21 protein-coding genes are annotated in these 18,364 nt (G+C 57.8%); 5 read left to right on the top strand and 16 right to left on the bottom strand.

Annotated features, from left to right (window positions below; genetic code table 11):
- The first annotated feature begins 268 nt into the window (after nt 1–268).
- The 3 genes from FFS12_RS20360 to FFS12_RS04730 all read left to right on the top strand — a co-directional run bounded on the left by FFS12_RS20360 (nt 269) and on the right by FFS12_RS04730 (nt 4,251).
- Nucleotides 269–1,771 carry a sensor histidine kinase gene (locus FFS12_RS20360; RefSeq protein ID WP_137885739.1) on the top strand — a complete coding sequence of 501 codons (1,503 nt, stop codon included), beginning with the start codon at nt 269–271 and terminating at the stop codon, nt 1,769–1,771.
- A 5-nt stretch (nt 1,772–1,776) separates the two neighbouring features.
- On the top strand, nt 1,777–3,345 hold the full coding sequence (locus FFS12_RS04735) for a DUF3369 domain-containing protein (protein ID WP_137885738.1): 1,569 nt from the start codon (nt 1,777–1,779) through the stop codon (nt 3,343–3,345).
- 690 nt (nt 3,346–4,035) lie between these two features.
- Nucleotides 4,036–4,251, top strand: a complete 216-nt coding sequence (locus FFS12_RS04730) for a hypothetical protein (RefSeq protein WP_137885737.1) — start codon at nt 4,036–4,038, stop codon at nt 4,249–4,251.
- A gap of 1,277 nt (nt 4,252–5,528) precedes the next feature.
- On the opposite strand, the gene FFS12_RS04725 is transcribed toward FFS12_RS04730, so the two are convergent.
- From FFS12_RS04725 to FFS12_RS04685, 8 genes are read right to left on the bottom strand one after another with little or no spacing between them, the layout of a single operon-like run.
- Nucleotides 5,529–6,713 carry a zonular occludens toxin domain-containing protein gene (locus tag FFS12_RS04725; protein WP_137885736.1) on the bottom strand — a complete coding sequence of 395 codons (1,185 nt, stop codon included), beginning with the start codon at nt 6,711–6,713 and terminating at the stop codon, nt 5,529–5,531.
- A 12-nt stretch (nt 6,714–6,725) separates the two neighbouring features.
- Nucleotides 6,726–7,031, bottom strand: coding sequence for a DUF2523 domain-containing protein (locus FFS12_RS04720; RefSeq protein ID WP_137885734.1), 306 nt, complete (start codon nt 7,029–7,031; stop codon nt 6,726–6,728).
- Nucleotide 7,032: 1 nt separating this feature from the next.
- On the bottom strand, nt 7,033–8,457 hold the full coding sequence (locus FFS12_RS19850; RefSeq protein WP_171011809.1) for a virulence factor TspB C-terminal domain-related protein: 1,425 nt from the start codon (nt 8,455–8,457) through the stop codon (nt 7,033–7,035).
- A 29-nt stretch (nt 8,458–8,486) separates the two neighbouring features.
- Nucleotides 8,487–8,693, bottom strand: coding sequence for a major capsid protein (locus tag FFS12_RS04705; protein WP_137885732.1), 207 nt, complete (start codon nt 8,691–8,693; stop codon nt 8,487–8,489).
- A 14-nt stretch (nt 8,694–8,707) separates the two neighbouring features.
- Nucleotides 8,708–8,911, bottom strand: a complete 204-nt coding sequence (locus tag FFS12_RS04700; protein WP_137885731.1) for a hypothetical protein — start codon at nt 8,909–8,911, stop codon at nt 8,708–8,710.
- A 2-nt stretch (nt 8,912–8,913) separates the two neighbouring features.
- Nucleotides 8,914–9,252 (bottom strand): DNA-binding protein, encoded by a 339-nt coding sequence (locus FFS12_RS04695; RefSeq protein ID WP_137885730.1) that lies wholly within the window; start codon nt 9,250–9,252, stop codon nt 8,914–8,916.
- Nucleotides 9,253–9,271: 19 nt separating this feature from the next.
- Nucleotides 9,272–9,514 (bottom strand): hypothetical protein, encoded by a 243-nt coding sequence (locus FFS12_RS04690; RefSeq protein ID WP_137885729.1) that lies wholly within the window; start codon nt 9,512–9,514, stop codon nt 9,272–9,274.
- Nucleotides 9,514–10,893 (bottom strand): phage/plasmid replication protein, II/X family, encoded by a 1,380-nt coding sequence (locus tag FFS12_RS04685; protein ID WP_137885728.1) that lies wholly within the window; start codon nt 10,891–10,893, stop codon nt 9,514–9,516. The genes FFS12_RS04690 and FFS12_RS04685 overlap by 1 nt, the downstream gene beginning before the upstream one ends.
- 124 nt (nt 10,894–11,017) lie before the next feature.
- Here FFS12_RS04685 and FFS12_RS04680 point away from each other — a divergent pair, with 124 nt between their 5' ends.
- Entirely contained in the window at nt 11,018–11,230 is a 213-nt protein-coding gene (locus FFS12_RS04680) for a hypothetical protein (RefSeq protein WP_256657262.1), read from the top strand.
- Between the two features lie 798 nt (nt 11,231–12,028).
- On the opposite strand, the gene FFS12_RS04670 is transcribed toward FFS12_RS04680, so the two are convergent.
- Genes FFS12_RS04670 through FFS12_RS04630 form a run of 8 tightly spaced genes read right to left on the bottom strand, consistent with a single transcriptional unit; the run spans nt 12,029 to nt 17,393 of the window.
- Nucleotides 12,029–13,213: a zonular occludens toxin domain-containing protein gene (locus FFS12_RS04670; RefSeq protein WP_137885735.1), complete on the bottom strand. Its 1,185-nt coding sequence runs from the start codon at nt 13,211–13,213 to the stop codon at nt 12,029–12,031.
- A gap of 12 nt (nt 13,214–13,225) precedes the next feature.
- Nucleotides 13,226–13,531, bottom strand: coding sequence for a DUF2523 domain-containing protein (locus FFS12_RS04665; RefSeq protein ID WP_137885734.1), 306 nt, complete (start codon nt 13,529–13,531; stop codon nt 13,226–13,228).
- A gap of 1 nt (nt 13,532) precedes the next feature.
- Nucleotides 13,533–14,957 carry a virulence factor TspB C-terminal domain-related protein gene (locus FFS12_RS19845; protein WP_171011809.1) on the bottom strand — a complete coding sequence of 475 codons (1,425 nt, stop codon included), beginning with the start codon at nt 14,955–14,957 and terminating at the stop codon, nt 13,533–13,535.
- Nucleotides 14,958–14,986: 29 nt separating this feature from the next.
- Entirely contained in the window at nt 14,987–15,193 is a 207-nt protein-coding gene (locus tag FFS12_RS04650; protein ID WP_137885732.1) for a major capsid protein, read from the bottom strand.
- Between the two features lie 14 nt (nt 15,194–15,207).
- Nucleotides 15,208–15,411 carry a hypothetical protein gene (locus FFS12_RS04645; protein ID WP_137885731.1) on the bottom strand — a complete coding sequence of 68 codons (204 nt, stop codon included), beginning with the start codon at nt 15,409–15,411 and terminating at the stop codon, nt 15,208–15,210.
- Nucleotides 15,412–15,413: 2 nt separating this feature from the next.
- Nucleotides 15,414–15,752 (bottom strand): DNA-binding protein, encoded by a 339-nt coding sequence (locus tag FFS12_RS04640; RefSeq protein WP_137885730.1) that lies wholly within the window; start codon nt 15,750–15,752, stop codon nt 15,414–15,416.
- Nucleotides 15,753–15,771: 19 nt separating this feature from the next.
- On the bottom strand, nt 15,772–16,014 hold the full coding sequence (locus FFS12_RS04635; RefSeq protein ID WP_137885729.1) for a hypothetical protein: 243 nt from the start codon (nt 16,012–16,014) through the stop codon (nt 15,772–15,774).
- A complete protein-coding gene (locus FFS12_RS04630) occupies nt 16,014–17,393 on the bottom strand; it encodes a phage/plasmid replication protein, II/X family (RefSeq protein WP_137885728.1) in 1,380 nt (459 codons plus the stop codon). The genes FFS12_RS04635 and FFS12_RS04630 overlap by 1 nt, the downstream gene beginning before the upstream one ends.
- 124 nt (nt 17,394–17,517) lie before the next feature.
- Here FFS12_RS04630 and FFS12_RS04625 point away from each other — a divergent pair, with 124 nt between their 5' ends.
- Nucleotides 17,518–17,730: a hypothetical protein gene (locus FFS12_RS04625; RefSeq protein ID WP_256657262.1), complete on the top strand. Its 213-nt coding sequence runs from the start codon at nt 17,518–17,520 to the stop codon at nt 17,728–17,730.
- Nucleotides 17,731–18,364 lie beyond the last annotated feature (634 nt).

The following is an 18,364-nucleotide window of genomic DNA, read 5'->3' as shown; positions in this document are numbered from 1 at the left end:
AGGGAAACCTCGATAAGCACTAAGGGGGCGTAGTGATTTATCCGATCAAAAGCAAACCTCGAGTAACCCCTTCCTCCGACCTACAGACCGGAGGAAACCTGATTGAGGATTGTTGTACTCAAACCTATAGACCAGCTGCGGCGGCCTGGCTAACCGCAGCGGCCTTCCGGCATGGGCTATCGTGATAAGTAACGAAGCACCCACGTCCGTCTCGCGCTGCCGATCCCGTGGGCGACGTGCCATCGTCTGCGGCCGGCGGGGGAGCGTGATGAGAAACAGCATCGGTTTCCGTCTCAACGCCCTATTTGTCCTGCTGCTGACTGTGCTGCTGGCCTGCTCGGGGGCCCTCGCCTACTGGAGCATGCGCGCGCAGTTGTTGCAGCAGTACCAGTTCACGCGTTCCGCCGTGCAGCAGCGCCTGCAGACCAATCTGGTCAATCCGCTGTGGAACTTCGATACAGCGACGCTGCAAGAAAACCTGTCAGCCGAAGTGAAACCGCCGGTGCTGGGGATCGCCGTCTACTCGGACGTTGGCGAGCTGCAGGCCTCCGCAGGGGTGCTGCCGGCGGGGCAGGAGCAGGGCGCCGATCTCGACCGGCTGGAGTTCTCGTTGTTCGGCCGGGGACGTGATGAGCATCAGTTGCTTGGGCGTGTGGCGGTGGTGCTGTCGCGGCAGGAGATGGAAAGCACGCTGCGCGAGCAAGTATGGCGGCGCTCGCTGGAAATCCTCGCGCTGGATCTGTTGTTGGTCGCCGCACTGTCGTTCAGCTTGCGCCTGCTGGTGCTCAAGCCCCTGACCGCACTGCGCGATGGGCTACACCATGCGGCGGAACACCGCGGCCCCTCGGAGTCCCTGATGCTGCCAGACGAGCGCAAGGACGAGTTCGGCGATGTGGTGCGCGGCTTCAACCTTATCGCGCAGCGGCTGGCCGACGACTTGGAGGAGGGTCGCCGGGCAGAGGTGGAAATCCGCCTGGCCTATGAACACCTGAAGCAAACCCAGGCCTCCCTGATACAGGCGGAAAAGCTGGCCGCGTTGGGCGGCCTGGTGGCGGGGGTGGCACACGAGATCAATACGCCGCTCGGCATCACCCTGACCGGGGCTAGCGTGCTGGCCGAGGAAACCCGGCGCTTCGGCGCGCAGCTGGACGCCGGCAGCCTGAAGAAGTCGGACGTACAAGGCTATCTGCAGACCGCCAGGGAGAGCGTAGAGCTGATCCTGGCTAACGCCAATCGGGCGGCCCATCTGGTGCACAGCTTCAAGCAGGTGGCGGTCGACCAGACCAGCGAGGCCCGCCGCGAGTTCAACCTCGCCGACTATCTGGACGAGGTGGTCGAGAGCCTGCGTCCCACCTACAAACGGTTGCCGATCCAGGTGCGCAACGTCTGTGCGCCAGACATCCAGTTGGACGGCTACCCAGGCGAGTTGGCCCAGGTGGTGACCAACCTGCTGGTCAATGCGCTGACCCATGCATTCCCCGAGCGTGCGGCGGGGCAGGTCACGCTTCGCGCGCAGGCCGAGGGAGAGTGGGTAACGCTGCAGTTCGAGGATGACGGCAAGGGGATTGCACCTGAGCACCTGCCGCGAATCTTCGATCCTTTTTTCACCACTAACCGTGGCGTCGGCGGCAGCGGTTTGGGCTTGCATGTGGTCTACAACATTGTGACCAAGCGAATGGGCGGCCAGATCGACGTGGATAGCACGCCGGGGCAGGGTACGCGCTTCACCCTGCGGGTGCCCATCGTCGCCCCGCAGCCAGCAGAGGGGTAGGCAGCATGAGTAACGATCTCCCACGCGAAGAGGACGACTGGCTGGTTGACGACAGCGGGGGGCCGGCGCCCGCACCGCCGATCGCGCCCTGGCGGCTGTTGGTGGTCGATGATGAGCCCGATGTGCACCGGGTGACGCAGCTAGCCTCGCGCGGCATCCAGTACAAGGGCCGCGGCCTCGAACTGCTGAGTGCCTATTCGGGGCAGGAGGGCTTCGAGCTGCTGCGCGACCAGCGGGATATCGCCCTGGTGCTGCTCGACGTGGTGATGGAAACCGATGATGCCGGGCTGCGACTGATCAGACGGGTGCGCGAAGAGCTGGGCAACGGGCTGGTGCGCATAGTGCTGCGTACCGGCCAGCCGGGCCAGGCGCCGGAACAGGAGGTGGTCCTCGCCTACGACATCAACGACTACAAGGCCAAGACCGAACTGACCGTACAAAAGCTCTACACCACGGTCATCGCCTCGTTGCGCGCCTACGAGAGCCTGGTGACCATCGAACGCAGCCGCCAGGGCTTGAGCAAGATCCTCGAAGGCTCGGCGAATCTCTATCAATTGCACTCGCTGCGCGAATTCGCCTCGGGCGTGTTGGGGCAGATCAGTGCGCTGCTCGATGTCGGGACGCAGGGCATCCTCTGCGTGCGCGCACTGCCCGGCGCGACGCCACCGGTGCTGCAGGTGCTGGGCGCCACCGGCACCTTCGCCGAGCTGGCGAAACGCGACTGCCTGGACCAGAGCGATCCCGTCTACCTGCCGATGCTGCAGGCCATCAACGCGCAACACAGCCTCTATGAGCATCCGAACGAGGTGCTCTATATCCCGACCCAGGCCAACCACGAATTGGTGCTCTATTTCACCCCGCCCTGGCCGCTGGCGGAGGTGGACAAGGATTTGCTGGAGGTGTTCTGCAGCCGCATCGCGGCCGCCTTCGATAATCTGCACTACCACATGCAAATGGCGCGGGCGCAGGAGGCCACGGTGGTGGCGCTGGCGGACCTGGCCGAGTACCACGACAGCGACACCGGCGAGCACGTGCTGCGCGTGCAGCGCTGGACCTCGCGGATTGCCCGGCGCATGGCGGAGCGCGGGGATTACCCGGAGGAACTGACGCCGCGCTTCCTGGAGTTGGTCGGCACGGCCAGCATCCTGCACGACGTCGGCAAGGTCGCCACGCCGGACGCCGTCCTGTTCAAACCAGGCCAACACGACCCGGCGCAGCAGGAGGTGATGCGCCAGCATGCCGCCATCGGTGCCGCCATCCTGCAGCGGGCGGCGCGGATGGTGGAGGGGCAAAGCTACCTGTCGATCGGCGCCGAGATCGCCGGCGGTCACCACGAGCACTTCGACGGCCACGGTTATCCGCAGGGCCTGAGCGGCGAACAGATCCCTCTGTCGGCGCGCATAGTGACGGTGGTCGATGTGTTCGATGCGTTGGTGAACCGGCGACCCTATAAGGAGCCTTGGCCGCTGCCGACGGCCCTGGCCTATATCCGCGAGCGCATCGGCAAGCAGTTCGACCAGAAAGTGGTGGAGGCCTTCCTCGAGGTGGTCGCCGAGGAGTATCCGGATGCTTAGGTTGAGGTATTGACCGCACCCGCACGACCTGGAGCACGCGCGGTCAAAACTGCAGCATCGCCGCGGCTTCGCTGGCGCCCAGGCGAGTACCCGGACCTGGCTCTGGAAGTTTGGTTTCACGAGAGCGTTTCGACGATCTTGCCTTCGCCCCGGGGTTGAACTTGTGTCTGAAATGTTTCGCCGGGATCAGGATGGCGAGCGTGCCGATCAGGGCCGGCAGGATCCAGGGCAGACAGAGGCGCCGGCAACAGGTCGATGACGAGGCTGCTCGCGCCGAACACCAGAAACGCAGTATGGGCGGCGACTCCGGTCGCAATCAGATGGCACTTTTCCTTGCCCGAGTGACAGGATTACTTCGCAATTTGGGACAAAACTACTTCGGCATACGGCTCTGGGGTGTTATGGGCCAGATCAGCGCAGAGCGTTAGGGGGATTCAGCTCGCCCGCTGACCGCCTCAGTCGCGTATCCAGGGCGTTACCAAGCAGCCGAACTCATTTTCATTTAAAAAAGGCATATAAATCAGAGGAAAATTCCCGAGCGCTCCGCGCGGATGTCTCCTCGCTTCGCTAGTCGCGAGAGGGCATCAGCGAGGGGAGGGGAGCAAGGTGCCTGCGGCTAGATTCCACCTCGTCCAGAAAGCTCAGATTCTGCTCCCGTTGATTTAAAGCTCACTGACTGAGGGCATCGACATGATTAACCAATCCCAGGATGAGGTACGGGTGGAGTTCAAAGGGAAAGAGTATAGAGCCACGTACACAATTGCTAAGGGCAAGGTCGAGGTCGCGTCAATCTACGGCGTAAGGTCAGTGCAGATTGGTGGGTTGACAGCGGCGCTGGCAGCTCATCTGGCATTTTGGGAAATACTCAAAGAAGCCGATGCGAACGGCGTTCTGGACGCCTACTAATGGCTTCGGTTAATTCAACTTCCTTTCGGACCTTTGAAACCACGGATGATCCGGGCAATAGACCACCCGAGTAAGTAAGCCCAGAAACTTGCCCCGCCCCACACAATGAATACGAATATCAATCCTTTGACTTGCAGAACCGGCAGTTGCTCAATTGCGTGATCGTATTCCTTGTATGCTTCAGCTAACCGTTTGGATCTGTCAGTTTCAGGAAAAGGCCTATACCAGAAATCCTTATAGAATTATTTCGAGCTTTCACCTTGCTCAGGTTCTGGCGCAAGAAATTTGAGATTGTAAGTTAGGTTGTTTTCTATGGCGCTTCTGGTAGGCAAGTTATTCACAATTAAAACTGCAACTGCACAACCCCACAGGATACTTGCTACCATCCATAACCGTTGCCTTCCGTTCAACCGCATATCCTTGCCCTCTAGAGCATGGCAAGCACTCTGCCAGCAGTTGAATACCTCGGCAACAAGGGAATGGCTGTAATCAGGAGCGGTTCAGCCAAATAATCAAATCTCAAAACAGAGTGGGGACTATTACCTGGTTAAAGTTTAATCAGTTAACCCTTGTATTTTCTGGCTTTCTGGTAATTACGCTAGTTGGTTTAAGGGCTGGAACAGGAATTTTACTGCCTGTTCCTGATCCTGCTTTTCACTGTTGGCTCTGGATGGATGCCCAGGCTGAATTCGCCTTCGGCTCATACACGTAGCCTGTAGCTTGGAATATGGTTGAGTTACGCGTGCGTGGCTCAGAGAGCAGGACGGACAGTAACCTGACTTTACTGGGGTGCCGATTTTCTTGAGCTGGGCTCATGTAAAAGTGCCTGATCGCAAAGCGGTGCCGAATCCCTTGAGGTCATGCGCATCCGTTCAGGCATAACTATGACCTAGCTGTAATTGAGCACTACCTGAGACATTCTGAAGGCTGCTATCGAACCAAACAAATGGTGGGGTTGGTAAACAGCTCTCGACCTCGATGGGGTTGCACCAAACGCGTGCGCGGATTGGGTTTCGCCATAATCGGATATTACACAGCTCGCGATTTTTTGGATCTTTAGTTCGGAGGACTAGCATTGTAGTGTTTATGAACAGATCAGACATAGCCTATCGTTTAACATAATATACATTATGCGAAGCCTAGAAGGCTGACGCGAGGCCTGAGCCGTTAACAATGAACGCCAGCAGCGACCAGCCAGCAACGAAGAGAACAAAAGCTACAACAAGCAACACCACAGGGTTCTGGCTCATTTTAATATCCTCAATTATGCGAAGCGGTCAGTTAGAACGCCAAGGCCGCGAGGCGTACTCAGAGTCAGCCACGACGGTCAAGCTATCACGCTGCGCAGCGCGCTCCGTCGTACCGGCTCGTCCCTCGCCCGGCCCGACCGATCCCGCCGCTTGCTGTTGCGAAGATGACGGGTCCGGCTTAGCTGGATCAAACGCGCCGTGTTCGACGTAGGCCATGCAGGCGTCAAAGGAGATATCCACCTTGGTGCCTTGCTGGGTGTTGCAGCGGCAGCCATAAAGGCGACTGCCCTGGTAGCCAAGCGTCATCTTGGAACCGGCACGCTCTAGCAGCGATTCATCTTTGCTCGCAACGCAAAAGGTCTTCGGATAGGTCACCGGCTTAGTCAGCTGATCGTAGATAGGCGCCGAGCTGGGCACGTCAGGGACCCGCGGAATCCGCGCATCGATGTACTGCTGCGGCGTGACAACTTCGCCCACGGTCGAAATCATCGACGAGGAAACACCCGTCGGAGCGACCTGGGCGGAATCAACCGGCTCAACCGTTTCCGCCCCTAAAACCGTGGGCGCGATCCGGTGCGTATAGAAGCGATAGCCGAGAACCGCGCCAACGATCAGGCAGCCGATCAACACCAGCAAGGCACGTGGCGGCCTGAATTTGAAGTGATGCCCGGTCCCCTCCTTCACCGACTCGTAACAGCCGAAGTAGGTCTTATCGACCATGATCCGCGTCGACTCGCCGTTATCGAACGCCAGCTTGTTCGCGTTAACGGTCAGTTCCGGCTTCTGAAACTCCCAACGCTTGATGACGCTGCCGCCGTTGCCCCGGTGGTAATGGATATGCCGATTGCACAGCTCGCGCATGTGCGAGTCGATCAGCTTGGGGCTCTGGGTGATCGCGTGCAGCTCGTGGCCGTCCTTACGCATGATCTCCAGGCGGCTGGCGTACTCGGGCACCTTGGAGCCTTGAGGGCGCACCCGGAACCACGTCTGCGCCTCATCGATGACGATGATCGCGTTCGGTGGCAGTTCAAACCACTTTTCCGGCGTATCGAACAGCAGCCAGTTGGCCTTGATCGCCGGATGCCCAGGGTTGAACCCGGTGACGTTGCAGTAATACACCGTGCGGTTTTCGGCGTGCGCCTTCTGATCGACTTCCTTAATGGTATTGAGGGTTTTACCGTTTCCTTGTAAGCCAGTCCTCAAGACAAACATTGCTCAAGCCCTCTACTTGTTAATGCTGCCGAGTTTCTTAATCGTGCCGCTTGCCGCATTCATCCCGGCATATACAGCCCTTGCCGTAACTGCCGATAAGACGATGTTTACGGCAATGTCGACTTTAGCCAGCCCCAGTAAAGCCAACGTATCGGCACCCGCACCGCCGAAACTCGACACCACATAACTTTTCACTTGGTCGAGCAGCATATTAATGCCGACATAACTAACGGCACCGATGCCCAAACTGGTTAGGACCTTGACCACCAGCGGACCAAGAATCGTCGTCAGAAACGTAAATATCGCGGCAAACTGCATATCAAGAACCTCCGAAGGCACGACCGACATAGACGGCAAAGAAGATGCCCGCGAGCGCAACAAACAGCGGGCCTAACGCACTGGCGAAGTTGCAGGCGGGCTCAAACGAGAGCGACGTAGAAACACCTTTGATCGAAATCGGCTTAGGCGCCGGACACGATGCCGGAAGCCACCTGGGCGCATTCAAACCAGCGGAAAAGAGTGATCCGCCACTAACTTCGTTGGTCGTCAGTTGGTAAGCCTCTTTCGCAATCTGAGCCTCAATGAACGGCTTGGCGTCCTTGTATTCGTAATCGCAGGCCATCTTCTTTTGCTTGCGCAAAATGGCGCACTGGATCGCATCGCCGGTGCATTTCAGGATCTCTTTGCACTCCTCGCCGCGCACGGTAGGACCACCACAGCCAGTTCCGTCCGCACGCGGTTTGCAGGCCTCGCCCTCTGTGTCGGGTTTATCTTCTTCGGCTTCCTCTAAATCATCATCAGCACCCGAAGCAGGATCGTTAGCGGAACCGCCGCCGCCCGTGCCGCCACCGCCACCCGTGCCACCATCACCGCCCGTACCGCCACCCGAATCAGGCGGGCAGACCGCGCCCGTCGAAGGGTCACAGGGCTGAGGGGGATTCTTGAAGCAAGTGCCGTTGGAATTCGACCAGCCCGAAGGGCACAGTGGGTCAGCGGGGTCACTCTCCGGCACGTCCGACGTATCGGACGGATTCAGCTGCGGGCCGGAAGTCGCAAGGGTGTAGCTATCCGCCGTGCAATTGGCCCCGGTGCCCTTGAGGATGAAGTTGCACCACCCCTCGCCGCCCGCCGTGCCGTAGCAACTAGACGGGCGAACATCCGGAGGCGCGGAGTAAGAACACTGTCCATAACACGCGGAAACCGGACTACTGGCCACGTAGTTTCGACCGTTGGCACTGGTGACGACGCCACCCACAGAACCCTTGGCCGGAAACAAGGCACCTGACTCACAGGAAGGCGGCGGAGCATCACAAGCGCCCGTCGCAGGGTTAAAAACGGTAGGAGCCGGGCAAGAATCGCCGGAGCGATTCGCAGGGAAAGTAGACCCAGCATTGTTAGATGTGTTGCGCCATTTGCAGTTGAAACTGTAATCATTAAGGCGAACAACCCCATCAAGCACAAAGGTATAGCCACGACTCACGGCCATAGCTATAGCTGACGAACAAGCGGCTGAAGGGGAACTAGCGGTAGCGACACCGCCGTACTGAAATGTAGCCGTCCACAGATAGTCCGCAGCAAAACCAAATTGCACCCACGCAATAAGCGTAAGCGCCACAAACAACCGAGAAAGCATGATCAAATCCGCCCGAAGAATAAAGCCGCGAAAGCCACGGTAATGACGACGAGCAAATAAGAGTTCGGATCGAGCGCCATATATAAACCTCAAAAAAAAGAAACCCCGCAAACGCGGGGTCTCAGGGTGCCCCGGAAGACTTAAATGGCTTTCTTGATGAACTTGAACGCGGCAATCGCGATGATGATCACCAGCACCACGCCCGCGACGTTCAGGGCATCAGCCTTGGCATCGGTGAGCGCGGTAGTGGCTTCAGCCGGAACAGCGGCGAACGCCTGATTGGCCAACAGGCCAGCGGAAACAGCAGAACCAACGAGAACACGGCGAACGATTTGCAGTTTTTTCATGAGACAGACTCCAGTCATTTGAGCGCCTTCCTGATCGCCAGTACGCCGAAGACGACTGCGAACAATCCGACAGCTTGATAAGCCAATTCGACCGAATCGGCGGTATTCATCCCGGCAGGGATTAGGGAGTCTTGCGGGATAGACGTAAGCGTCCCGGTGCAGGTCAGTGCACCATTGGCAGTCACGCCCCACGCTCCATCACACAAGACGAAATTCATAATTAGCTCGCAGCCTGAACAGGCTTAGCGATCTGCATGTTCACCGGGCGACGATCACCGGAAAGCCAGTAATCGAATCCCGCATTACCGGCCTTAGAGGCCCAGGGGCCGACACGAACAGGCGCACTAACGGCCTTGCCCTTGAACTGGTCGTAGACGTGCTGGATGCCCTGCTCTACATCGGACTTGGCCAGCTTGATGCCGACAGTCTTGGTCTCGGGAATGCCAAATTGATTGGTGTCCTGAACTTCGATGAGCAACAGGTGGTCGGTGAATTCGTTGGCACCAACGGTGCGTTTATTGGCTTTGTATCCGTGGCACAGGCCGGTCAGTAGCAACATTTTTAAGTACCTCATGGGGTTAATTGTGGGCAGCTGCCCGGTCGAGTTCGCTGGCTAAACGGCAGCCGACAGACTCAGAAACTGTTGATGCTTCACGCTGGTAAATGGCCAGGGTGTGCTCACTGATAACGCCGGCTTTGTGCAGGCCGTTGAGGTAGCCAGCATGCTCAGCCGATGAAAAAGCCAACTCGTAGTAGTCGGGGGCCTTCTTCATGGCGAGCAGCAGGCGGTGGCGTTCTTGCTGGTGTTCTGACGTGACCATCAGGCAGCCTCCACCGATGGCTCGACGTACCAGTCGGGACGCTGGGCGCTGAAATCGACTTGCAGGAAGCGAAGGATCGGAACCACGTTGTTTTTGTGGTCGTTCTGCTTGAGCTTCTGGAGCGCAGCTTTCGATAGGCCGGCAGCGCAGATGTCGCGGGTATGGTTGTAGAAACTAGCCCGATTCATCGAGTCCATCGTTTCCTGCCAGCCGTAATCCTTAATGCTGCGATAGGTGCGAAACAAGTTGCGGGCGTACGCCTCGGAACGTTCGCCCGGAATGAAGATCGGAGGCACTTTTACGCCCGCCTCGATCCGCTCTTTCGTGTACCGGCCCTTCCCTTCTTTCGTGAACTTCTCAAGCAGTGCGGCCAGCACTTTTTCATCGTTAATTACTCGCATGGAGATACCCTCAAAGGCCGCGAACAGTTCCTTCGTTACAGCGTTCCAACACTCCTGAATCAAACAGCGCCCCTGCCCTTGCAGGTGCTCTTGGTAGTCACACAGCGCCCACAGGTTCGTCGGGATGTTCCGACGCTCCAGCCAGCGGTGCATGACGGTCGCCTCAAGGCGAATCAGGTTCTCGGCCCACGCCAGTAGGCGGGGATCGCTCAGCACTTTGAAGGTGCGGGAGGCCGCGAGGACGTGAAGCTGGCGAGCCGGTCGAAGGCTCAGCTTCCAGGCGCGAACATGCGCATTCATCAGATCTTGCCGAGGCTCGGGATCACGATCAGGCGCACCGCGACGAGCCTTCATGGCTTCTTCAAGCTGCCGCTTGAATTCGGGGCCTTTCAAATAGGCCTTTAGCTTGCGCAGGCGCCCTTCCTTGCTGCCCCAATACGCCGTGGTTTCGTAGTCATCACCACGGTTGCGGGTCTGGCCGTTACTGACGCCACGAAGCGCCTGAATCAGCTGGAGCGCTGTGCGCTCATCAGGCAACCGAGCCGAGTAGGTGCAGTCGATGCCGTAGCACTCGGACTGCGCCCAATCCAGCTGGACCCACAGTTCCGGGTACGAACCGGCCAGCCATTTGCACATCACTTCCGCACCCATGCGGATCGACGATGGCCCGAAGACGTTATGACCCTGCAACAACTTTGCGGGACTGGCTTTCAGTTCAACGCCTGGATTCAAGCGTTTGCCTAAACTCTGGTGAAACACCTTGAAGGCCAACGGCGTGTAGCTGGAAGGAAGCGATTCCCACTTGTGGGAAAGGTGTTCATGAGTAAAGCCGCCCTGCCCGTCCGACAACACACCACCAGCTTGCATAGGCACCCCGAGCGACTTGAGGTCAACGACCAAAGTCGGCTTATCGAGGTTGCCGATTAGCTGAATCGCTTCCTTGCGGAAGGGAATAAACATGTGGATTCGGTCGAGCATGGACGGCTTCCCTGACCATTTGCATGCATGCATGCAAATAACATTTGCGGGAAATGTATACGCGTGCACACGCATACGTCAACACAAGTAACATGCATGCACGTACACTTTTTGAGGAAAGGTGATGAAAGGTGATGGCTCAATGCCCGCAACTCTCAGATTGACGAACGCAGAGCAAGAGCTTTTGCGGAAAAAATGCATAGAAATCAATAAGTTGCTGATAAAGCAAGGCAGGCAACCTATCCGAGACAGTGAGCTAGCTCACTTTATGCTTGAAAAATCAGCAAGTTACGTCGAAGTAAACGACTCCGGCGTGCTTGTGCTTGAGCCAAAATAAGCTGATCAGAAAGCGCGCAAAAATCTAACCGTTAGACAAGAGTCCACCATTAGAGATGGTGGACCCTGCTGCCGCAGGGAAAGCAGAAGCACCCCTTCGGGAGCACTGCACCTTCGCTTCGCTGGGCAGGGGTTCCCCCTCGCCCTTCGGGCTACCCCAATCACCGAAAACGAAGCACCGCACGCTTAGCTGCACCTTCGCTGCCGCCCCTTCGGGCTCTGCTTGGTCAGGGTTCCACCCTGCGCCCTCCGGGCTACCCAAAAGCTCACCCCTGCGGGCTGACGCTGCGACCCAAGGTCTGCGCTGGGGTCGCTGCGCTCAGAGTCAACAGGGATGAGGTGGGTTTAGAGGTCGAGGATTTGCCGGCAGATCTGTTGCAGTTGCTCAAGACGAGCATCGAAGTCGGCACCCTCACGGTCGAGCTGGGCGACCCTGCTGCGCAATTGGCGCGTTTCTGCGACCAATCGAGGGTAATCAGACAAAACGTGGCAAACAGCGTCCAGGGCGTCCCTGGAGGGCGCGTAGAGCTGTGCATCGCGGATGAGGTGGGGCGGGATATCGAGGGGTTGGCATCGCATAATGGGCGTTACATTAAATCGCGCCCGGAGCTGTCGCTAGTATCCGGACACGACTGAACGTAACGCTTCGATTATGCGAAGCCTAGAAGGCTGACGCGAGGCCTGAGCCGTTAACAATGAACGCCAGCAGCGACCAGCCAGCAACGAAGAGAACAAAAGCTACAACAAGCAACACCACAGGGTTCTGGCTCATTTTAATATCCTCAATTATGCGAAGCGGTCAGTTAGAACGCCAAGGCCGCGAGGCGTACTCAGAGTCAGCCACGACGGTCAAGCTATCACGCTGCGCAGCGCGCTCCGTCGTACCGGCTCGTCCCTCGCCCGGCCCGACCGATCCCGCCGCTTGCTGTTGCGAAGATGACGGGTCCGGCTTAGCTGGATCAAACGCGCCGTGTTCGACGTAGGCCATGCAGGCGTCAAAGGAGATATCCACCTTGGTGCCTTGCTGGGTGTTGCAGCGGCAGCCATAAAGGCGACTGCCCTGGTAGCCAAGCGTCATCTTGGAACCGGCACGCTCTAGCAGCGATTCATCTTTGCTCGCAACGCAAAAGGTCTTCGGATAGGTCACCGGCTTAGTCAGCTGATCGTAGATAGGCGCCGAGCTGGGCACGTCAGGGACCCGCGGAATCCGCGCATCGATGTACTGCTGCGGCGTGACAACTTCGCCCACGGTCGAAATCATCGACGAGGAAACACCCGTCGGAGCGGCCTGGGCGGAATCAGCCGGCTCAACCGTTTCCGCCCCTAAAACCGTGGGCGCGATCCGGTGCGTATAGAAGCGATAGCCGAGAACCGCGCCAACGATCAGGCAGCCGATCAACACCAGCAAGGCACGTGGCGGCCTGAATTTGAAGTGATGCCCGGTCCCCTCCTTCACCGACTCGTAACAGCCGAAGTAGGTCTTATCGACCATGATCCGCGTCGACTCGCCGTTATCGAACGCCAGCTTGTTCGCGTTAACGGTCAGTTCCGGCTTCTGAAACTCCCAACGCTTGATGACGCTGCCGCCGTTGCCCCGGTGGTAATGGATATGCCGATTGCACAGCTCGCGCATGTGCGAGTCGATCAGCTTGGGGCTCTGGGTGATCGCGTGCAGCTCGTGGCCGTCCTTACGCATGATCTCCAGGCGGCTGGCGTACTCGGGCACCTTGGAGCCTTGAGGGCGCACCCGGAACCACGTCTGCGCCTCATCGATGACGATGATCGCGTTCGGTGGCAGTTCAAACCACTTTTCCGGCGTATCGAACAGCAGCCAGTTGGCCTTGATCGCCGGATGCCCAGGGTTGAACCCGGTGACGTTGCAGTAATACACCGTGCGGTTTTCGGCGTGCGCCTTCTGATCGACTTCCTTAATGGTATTGAGGGTTTTACCGTTTCCTTGTAAGCCAGTCCTCAAGACAAACATTGCTCAAGCCCTCTACTTGTTAATGCTGCCGAGTTTCTTAATCGTGCCGCTTGCCGCATTCATCCCGGCATATACAGCCCTTGCCGTAACTGCCGATAAGACGATGTTTACGGCAATGTCGACTTTAGCCAGCCCCAGTAAAGCCAACGTATCGGCACCCGCACCGCCGAAACTCGACACCACATAACTTTTCACTTGGTCGAGCAGCATATTAATGCCGACATAACTAACGGCACCGATGCCCAAACTGGTTAGGACCTTGACCACCAGCGGACCAAGAATCGTCGTCAGAAACGTAAATATCGCGGCAAACTGCATATCAAGAACCTCCGAAGGCACGACCGACATAGACGGCAAAGAAGATGCCCGCGAGCGCAACAAACAGCGGGCCTAACGCACTGGCGAAGTTGCAGGCGGGCTCAAACGAGAGCGACGTAGAAACACCTTTGATCGAAATCGGCTTAGGCGCCGGACACGATGCCGGAAGCCACCTGGGCGCATTCAAACCAGCGGAAAAGAGTGATCCGCCACTAACTTCGTTGGTCGTCAGTTGGTAAGCCTCTTTCGCAATCTGAGCCTCAATGAACGGCTTGGCGTCCTTGTATTCGTAATCGCAGGCCATCTTCTTTTGCTTGCGCAAAATGGCGCACTGGATCGCATCGCCGGTGCATTTCAGGATCTCTTTGCACTCCTCGCCGCGCACGGTAGGACCACCACAGCCAGTTCCGTCCGCACGCGGTTTGCAGGCCTCGCCCTCTGTGTCGGGTTTATCTTCTTCGGCTTCCTCTAAATCATCATCAGCACCCGAAGCAGGATCGTTAGCGGAACCGCCGCCGCCCGTGCCGCCACCGCCACCCGTGCCACCATCACCGCCCGTACCGCCACCCGAATCAGGCGGGCAGACCGCGCCCGTCGAAGGGTCACAGGGCTGAGGGGGATTCTTGAAGCAAGTGCCGTTGGAATTCGACCAGCCCGAAGGGCACAGTGGGTCAGCGGGGTCACTCTCCGGCACGTCCGACGTATCGGACGGATTCAGCTGCGGGCCGGAAGTCGCAAGGGTGTAGCTATCCGCCGTGCAATTGGCCCCGGTGCCCTTGAGGATGAAGTTGCACCACCCCTCGCCGCCCGCCGTGCCGTAGCAACTAGACGGGCGAACATCCGGAGGCGCGGAGTAAGAACACTGTCCATAACACGCGGAAACCGGACTACTGGCCACGTAGTTTCGACCGTTGGCACTGGTGACGACGCCACCCACAGAACCCTTGGCCGGAAACAAGGCACCTGACTCACAGGAAGGCGGCGGAGCATCACAAGCGCCCGTCGCAGGGTTAAAAACGGTAGGAGCCGGGCAAGAATCGCCGGAGCGATTCGCAGGGAAAGTAGACCCAGCATTGTTAGATGTGTTGCGCCATTTGCAGTTGAAACTGTAATCATTAAGGCGAACAACCCCATCAAGCACAAAGGTATAGCCACGACTCACGGCCATAGCTATAGCTGACGAACAAGCGGCTGAAGGGGAACTAGCGGTAGCGACACCGCCGTACTGAAATGTAGCCGTCCACAGATAGTCCGCAGCAAAACCAAATTGCACCCACGCAATAAGCGTAAGCGCCACAAACAACCGAGAAAGCATGATCAAATCCGCCCGAAGAATAAAGCCGCGAAAGCCACGGTAATGACGACGAGCAAATAAGAGTTCGGATCGAGCGCCATATATAAACCTCAAAAAAAAGAAACCCCGCAAACGCGGGGTCTCAGGGTGCCCCGGAAGACTTAAATGGCTTTCTTGATGAACTTGAACGCGGCAATCGCGATGATGATCACCAGCACCACGCCCGCGACGTTCAGGGCATCAGCCTTGGCATCGGTGAGCGCGGTAGTGGCTTCAGCCGGAACAGCGGCGAACGCCTGATTGGCCAACAGGCCAGCGGAAACAGCAGAACCAACGAGAACACGGCGAACGATTTGCAGTTTTTTCATGAGACAGACTCCAGTCATTTGAGCGCCTTCCTGATCGCCAGTACGCCGAAGACGACTGCGAACAATCCGACAGCTTGATAAGCCAATTCGACCGAATCGGCGGTATTCATCCCGGCAGGGATTAGGGAGTCTTGCGGGATAGACGTAAGCGTCCCGGTGCAGGTCAGTGCACCATTGGCAGTCACGCCCCACGCTCCATCACACAAGACGAAATTCATAATTAGCTCGCAGCCTGAACAGGCTTAGCGATCTGCATGTTCACCGGGCGACGATCACCGGAAAGCCAGTAATCGAATCCCGCATTACCGGCCTTAGAGGCCCAGGGGCCGACACGAACAGGCGCACTAACGGCCTTGCCCTTGAACTGGTCGTAGACGTGCTGGATGCCCTGCTCTACATCGGACTTGGCCAGCTTGATGCCGACAGTCTTGGTCTCGGGAATGCCAAATTGATTGGTGTCCTGAACTTCGATGAGCAACAGGTGGTCGGTGAATTCGTTGGCACCAACGGTGCGTTTATTGGCTTTGTATCCGTGGCACAGGCCGGTCAGTAGCAACATTTTTAAGTACCTCATGGGGTTAATTGTGGGCAGCTGCCCGGTCGAGTTCGCTGGCTAAACGGCAGCCGACAGACTCAGAAACTGTTGATGCTTCACGCTGGTAAATGGCCAGGGTGTGCTCACTGATAACGCCGGCTTTGTGCAGGCCGTTGAGGTAGCCAGCATGCTCAGCCGATGAAAAAGCCAACTCGTAGTAGTCGGGGGCCTTCTTCATGGCGAGCAGCAGGCGGTGGCGTTCTTGCTGGTGTTCTGACGTGACCATCAGGCAGCCTCCACCGATGGCTCGACGTACCAGTCGGGACGCTGGGCGCTGAAATCGACTTGCAGGAAGCGAAGGATCGGAACCACGTTGTTTTTGTGGTCGTTCTGCTTGAGCTTCTGGAGCGCAGCTTTCGATAGGCCGGCAGCGCAGATGTCGCGGGTATGGTTGTAGAAACTAGCCCGATTCATCGAGTCCATCGTTTCCTGCCAGCCGTAATCCTTAATGCTGCGATAGGTGCGAAACAAGTTGCGGGCGTACGCCTCGGAACGTTCGCCCGGAATGAAGATCGGAGGCACTTTTACGCCCGCCTCGATCCGCTCTTTCGTGTACCGGCCCTTCCCTTCTTTCGTGAACTTCTCAAGCAGTGCGGCCAGCACTTTTTCATCGTTAATTACTCGCATGGAGATACCCTCAAAGGCCGCGAACAGTTCCTTCGTTACAGCGTTCCAACACTCCTGAATCAAACAGCGCCCCTGCCCTTGCAGGTGCTCTTGGTAGTCACACAGCGCCCACAGGTTCGTCGGGATGTTCCGACGCTCCAGCCAGCGGTGCATGACGGTCGCCTCAAGGCGAATCAGGTTCTCGGCCCACGCCAGTAGGCGGGGATCGCTCAGCACTTTGAAGGTGCGGGAGGCCGCGAGGACGTGAAGCTGGCGAGCCGGTCGAAGGCTCAGCTTCCAGGCGCGAACATGCGCATTCATCAGATCTTGCCGAGGCTCGGGATCACGATCAGGCGCACCGCGACGAGCCTTCATGGCTTCTTCAAGCTGCCGCTTGAATTCGGGGCCTTTCAAATAGGCCTTTAGCTTGCGCAGGCGCCCTTCCTTGCTGCCCCAATACGCCGTGGTTTCGTAGTCATCACCACGGTTGCGGGTCTGGCCGTTACTGACGCCACGAAGCGCCTGAATCAGCTGGAGCGCTGTGCGCTCATCAGGCAACCGAGCCGAGTAGGTGCAGTCGATGCCGTAGCACTCGGACTGCGCCCAATCCAGCTGGACCCACAGTTCCGGGTACGAACCGGCCAGCCATTTGCACATCACTTCCGCACCCATGCGGATCGACGATGGCCCGAAGACGTTATGACCCTGCAACAACTTTGCGGGACTGGCTTTCAGTTCAACGCCTGGATTCAAGCGTTTGCCTAAACTCTGGTGAAACACCTTGAAGGCCAACGGCGTGTAGCTGGAAGGAAGCGATTCCCACTTGTGGGAAAGGTGTTCATGAGTAAAGCCGCCCTGCCCGTCCGACAACACACCACCAGCTTGCATAGGCACCCCGAGCGACTTGAGGTCAACGACCAAAGTCGGCTTATCGAGGTTGCCGATTAGCTGAATCGCTTCCTTGCGGAAGGGAATAAACATGTGGATTCGGTCGAGCATGGACGGCTTCCCTGACCATTTGCATGCATGCATGCAAATAACATTTGCGGGAAATGTATACGCGTGCACACGCATACGTCAACACAAGTAACATGCATGCACGTACACTTTTTGAGGAAAGGTGATGAAAGGTGATGGCTCAATGCCCGCAACTCTCAGATTGACGAACGCAGAGCAAGAGCTTTTGCGGAAAAAATGCATAGAAATCAATAAGTTGCTGATAAAGCAAGGCAGGCAACCTATCCGAGACAGTGAGCTAGCTCACTTTATGCTTGAAAAATCAGCAAGTTACGTCGAAGTAAACGACTCCGGCGTGCTTGTGCTTGAGCCAAAATAAGCTGATCAGAAAGCGCGCAAAAATCTAACCGTTAGACAACAGTCCACCATTAGAGATGGTGGACCCTGCTGCCGCAGGGAAAGCAGAAGCACCCCTTCGGGAGCACTGCACCTTCGCTTCGCTGGGCAGGGGTTCCCCCTCGCCCTTCGGGCTACCCCAATCACCGAAAACGAAGCACCGCACGCTTAGCTGCACCTTCGCTGCCGCCCCTTCGGGCTCTGCTTGGTCAGGGTTCCACCCTGCGCCCTCCGGGCTACCCAAAAGCTCACCCCTGCGGGCTGACGCTGCGACACAAGGTCTGCGCTGGGGTCGCTGCGCTCCGAGTCAACAGTGATGAGGGGGGTTTAGAGGTCGAGGATTTGCCGGCAGATCTGTTGCAGTTGCTCAAGACGAGCATCGAAGTCGGCACCCTCACGGTCGAGCTGGGCGACCCTGCTGCGCAATTGGCGCGTTTCTGCGACCAATCGAGGGTAATCAGACAAAACGTGGCAAACAGCGTCCAGGGCGTCCCTGGAGGGCGCGTAGAGCTGTGCATCGCGGATGAGGTGGGGCGGGATATCGAGGGGTTGGCATCGCATAATGGGCGTTACATTAAATCGCGCCCGGAGCTGTCGCTAGTATCCGGACACGACTG

The sequence above is a fragment of the Pseudomonas sp. 2FE genome (genome assembly GCF_005503735.1).
GTDB lineage: Bacteria > Pseudomonadota > Gammaproteobacteria > Pseudomonadales > Pseudomonadaceae > Aquipseudomonas.
This window is presented reverse-complemented; position numbering and strand designations above follow the sequence as displayed.

What these genes read in the sequence shown, in the direction of transcription:
- FFS12_RS20360 (WP_137885739.1), top strand. Translation starts at nt 269, where the DNA reads ATGAGAAACAGCATCGGTTTCCGTCTCAACGCCCTATTTGTCCTGCTG.
- FFS12_RS04735 (WP_137885738.1), top strand. Translation starts at nt 1,777, where the DNA reads ATGAGTAACGATCTCCCACGCGAAGAGGACGACTGGCTGGTTGACGAC.
- FFS12_RS04730 (WP_137885737.1), top strand. Translation starts at nt 4,036, where the DNA reads ATGATTAACCAATCCCAGGATGAGGTACGGGTGGAGTTCAAAGGGAAA.
- FFS12_RS04725 (WP_137885736.1), bottom strand. Translation starts at nt 6,713, where the DNA reads ATGTTTGTCTTGAGGACTGGCTTACAAGGAAACGGTAAAACCCTCAAT.
- FFS12_RS04720 (WP_137885734.1), bottom strand. Translation starts at nt 7,031, where the DNA reads ATGCAGTTTGCCGCGATATTTACGTTTCTGACGACGATTCTTGGTCCG.
- FFS12_RS04705 (WP_137885732.1), bottom strand. Translation starts at nt 8,693, where the DNA reads ATGAAAAAACTGCAAATCGTTCGCCGTGTTCTCGTTGGTTCTGCTGTT.
- FFS12_RS04700 (WP_137885731.1), bottom strand. Translation starts at nt 8,911, where the DNA reads ATGAATTTCGTCTTGTGTGATGGAGCGTGGGGCGTGACTGCCAATGGT.
- FFS12_RS04695 (WP_137885730.1), bottom strand. Translation starts at nt 9,252, where the DNA reads ATGTTGCTACTGACCGGCCTGTGCCACGGATACAAAGCCAATAAACGC.
- FFS12_RS04690 (WP_137885729.1), bottom strand. Translation starts at nt 9,514, where the DNA reads ATGGTCACGTCAGAACACCAGCAAGAACGCCACCGCCTGCTGCTCGCC.
- FFS12_RS04685 (WP_137885728.1), bottom strand. Translation starts at nt 10,893, where the DNA reads ATGCTCGACCGAATCCACATGTTTATTCCCTTCCGCAAGGAAGCGATT.
- FFS12_RS04680 (WP_256657262.1), top strand. Translation starts at nt 11,018, where the DNA reads ATGAAAGGTGATGGCTCAATGCCCGCAACTCTCAGATTGACGAACGCA.
- FFS12_RS04670 (WP_137885735.1), bottom strand. Translation starts at nt 13,213, where the DNA reads ATGTTTGTCTTGAGGACTGGCTTACAAGGAAACGGTAAAACCCTCAAT.
- FFS12_RS04665 (WP_137885734.1), bottom strand. Translation starts at nt 13,531, where the DNA reads ATGCAGTTTGCCGCGATATTTACGTTTCTGACGACGATTCTTGGTCCG.
- FFS12_RS04650 (WP_137885732.1), bottom strand. Translation starts at nt 15,193, where the DNA reads ATGAAAAAACTGCAAATCGTTCGCCGTGTTCTCGTTGGTTCTGCTGTT.
- FFS12_RS04645 (WP_137885731.1), bottom strand. Translation starts at nt 15,411, where the DNA reads ATGAATTTCGTCTTGTGTGATGGAGCGTGGGGCGTGACTGCCAATGGT.
- FFS12_RS04640 (WP_137885730.1), bottom strand. Translation starts at nt 15,752, where the DNA reads ATGTTGCTACTGACCGGCCTGTGCCACGGATACAAAGCCAATAAACGC.
- FFS12_RS04635 (WP_137885729.1), bottom strand. Translation starts at nt 16,014, where the DNA reads ATGGTCACGTCAGAACACCAGCAAGAACGCCACCGCCTGCTGCTCGCC.
- FFS12_RS04630 (WP_137885728.1), bottom strand. Translation starts at nt 17,393, where the DNA reads ATGCTCGACCGAATCCACATGTTTATTCCCTTCCGCAAGGAAGCGATT.
- FFS12_RS04625 (WP_256657262.1), top strand. Translation starts at nt 17,518, where the DNA reads ATGAAAGGTGATGGCTCAATGCCCGCAACTCTCAGATTGACGAACGCA.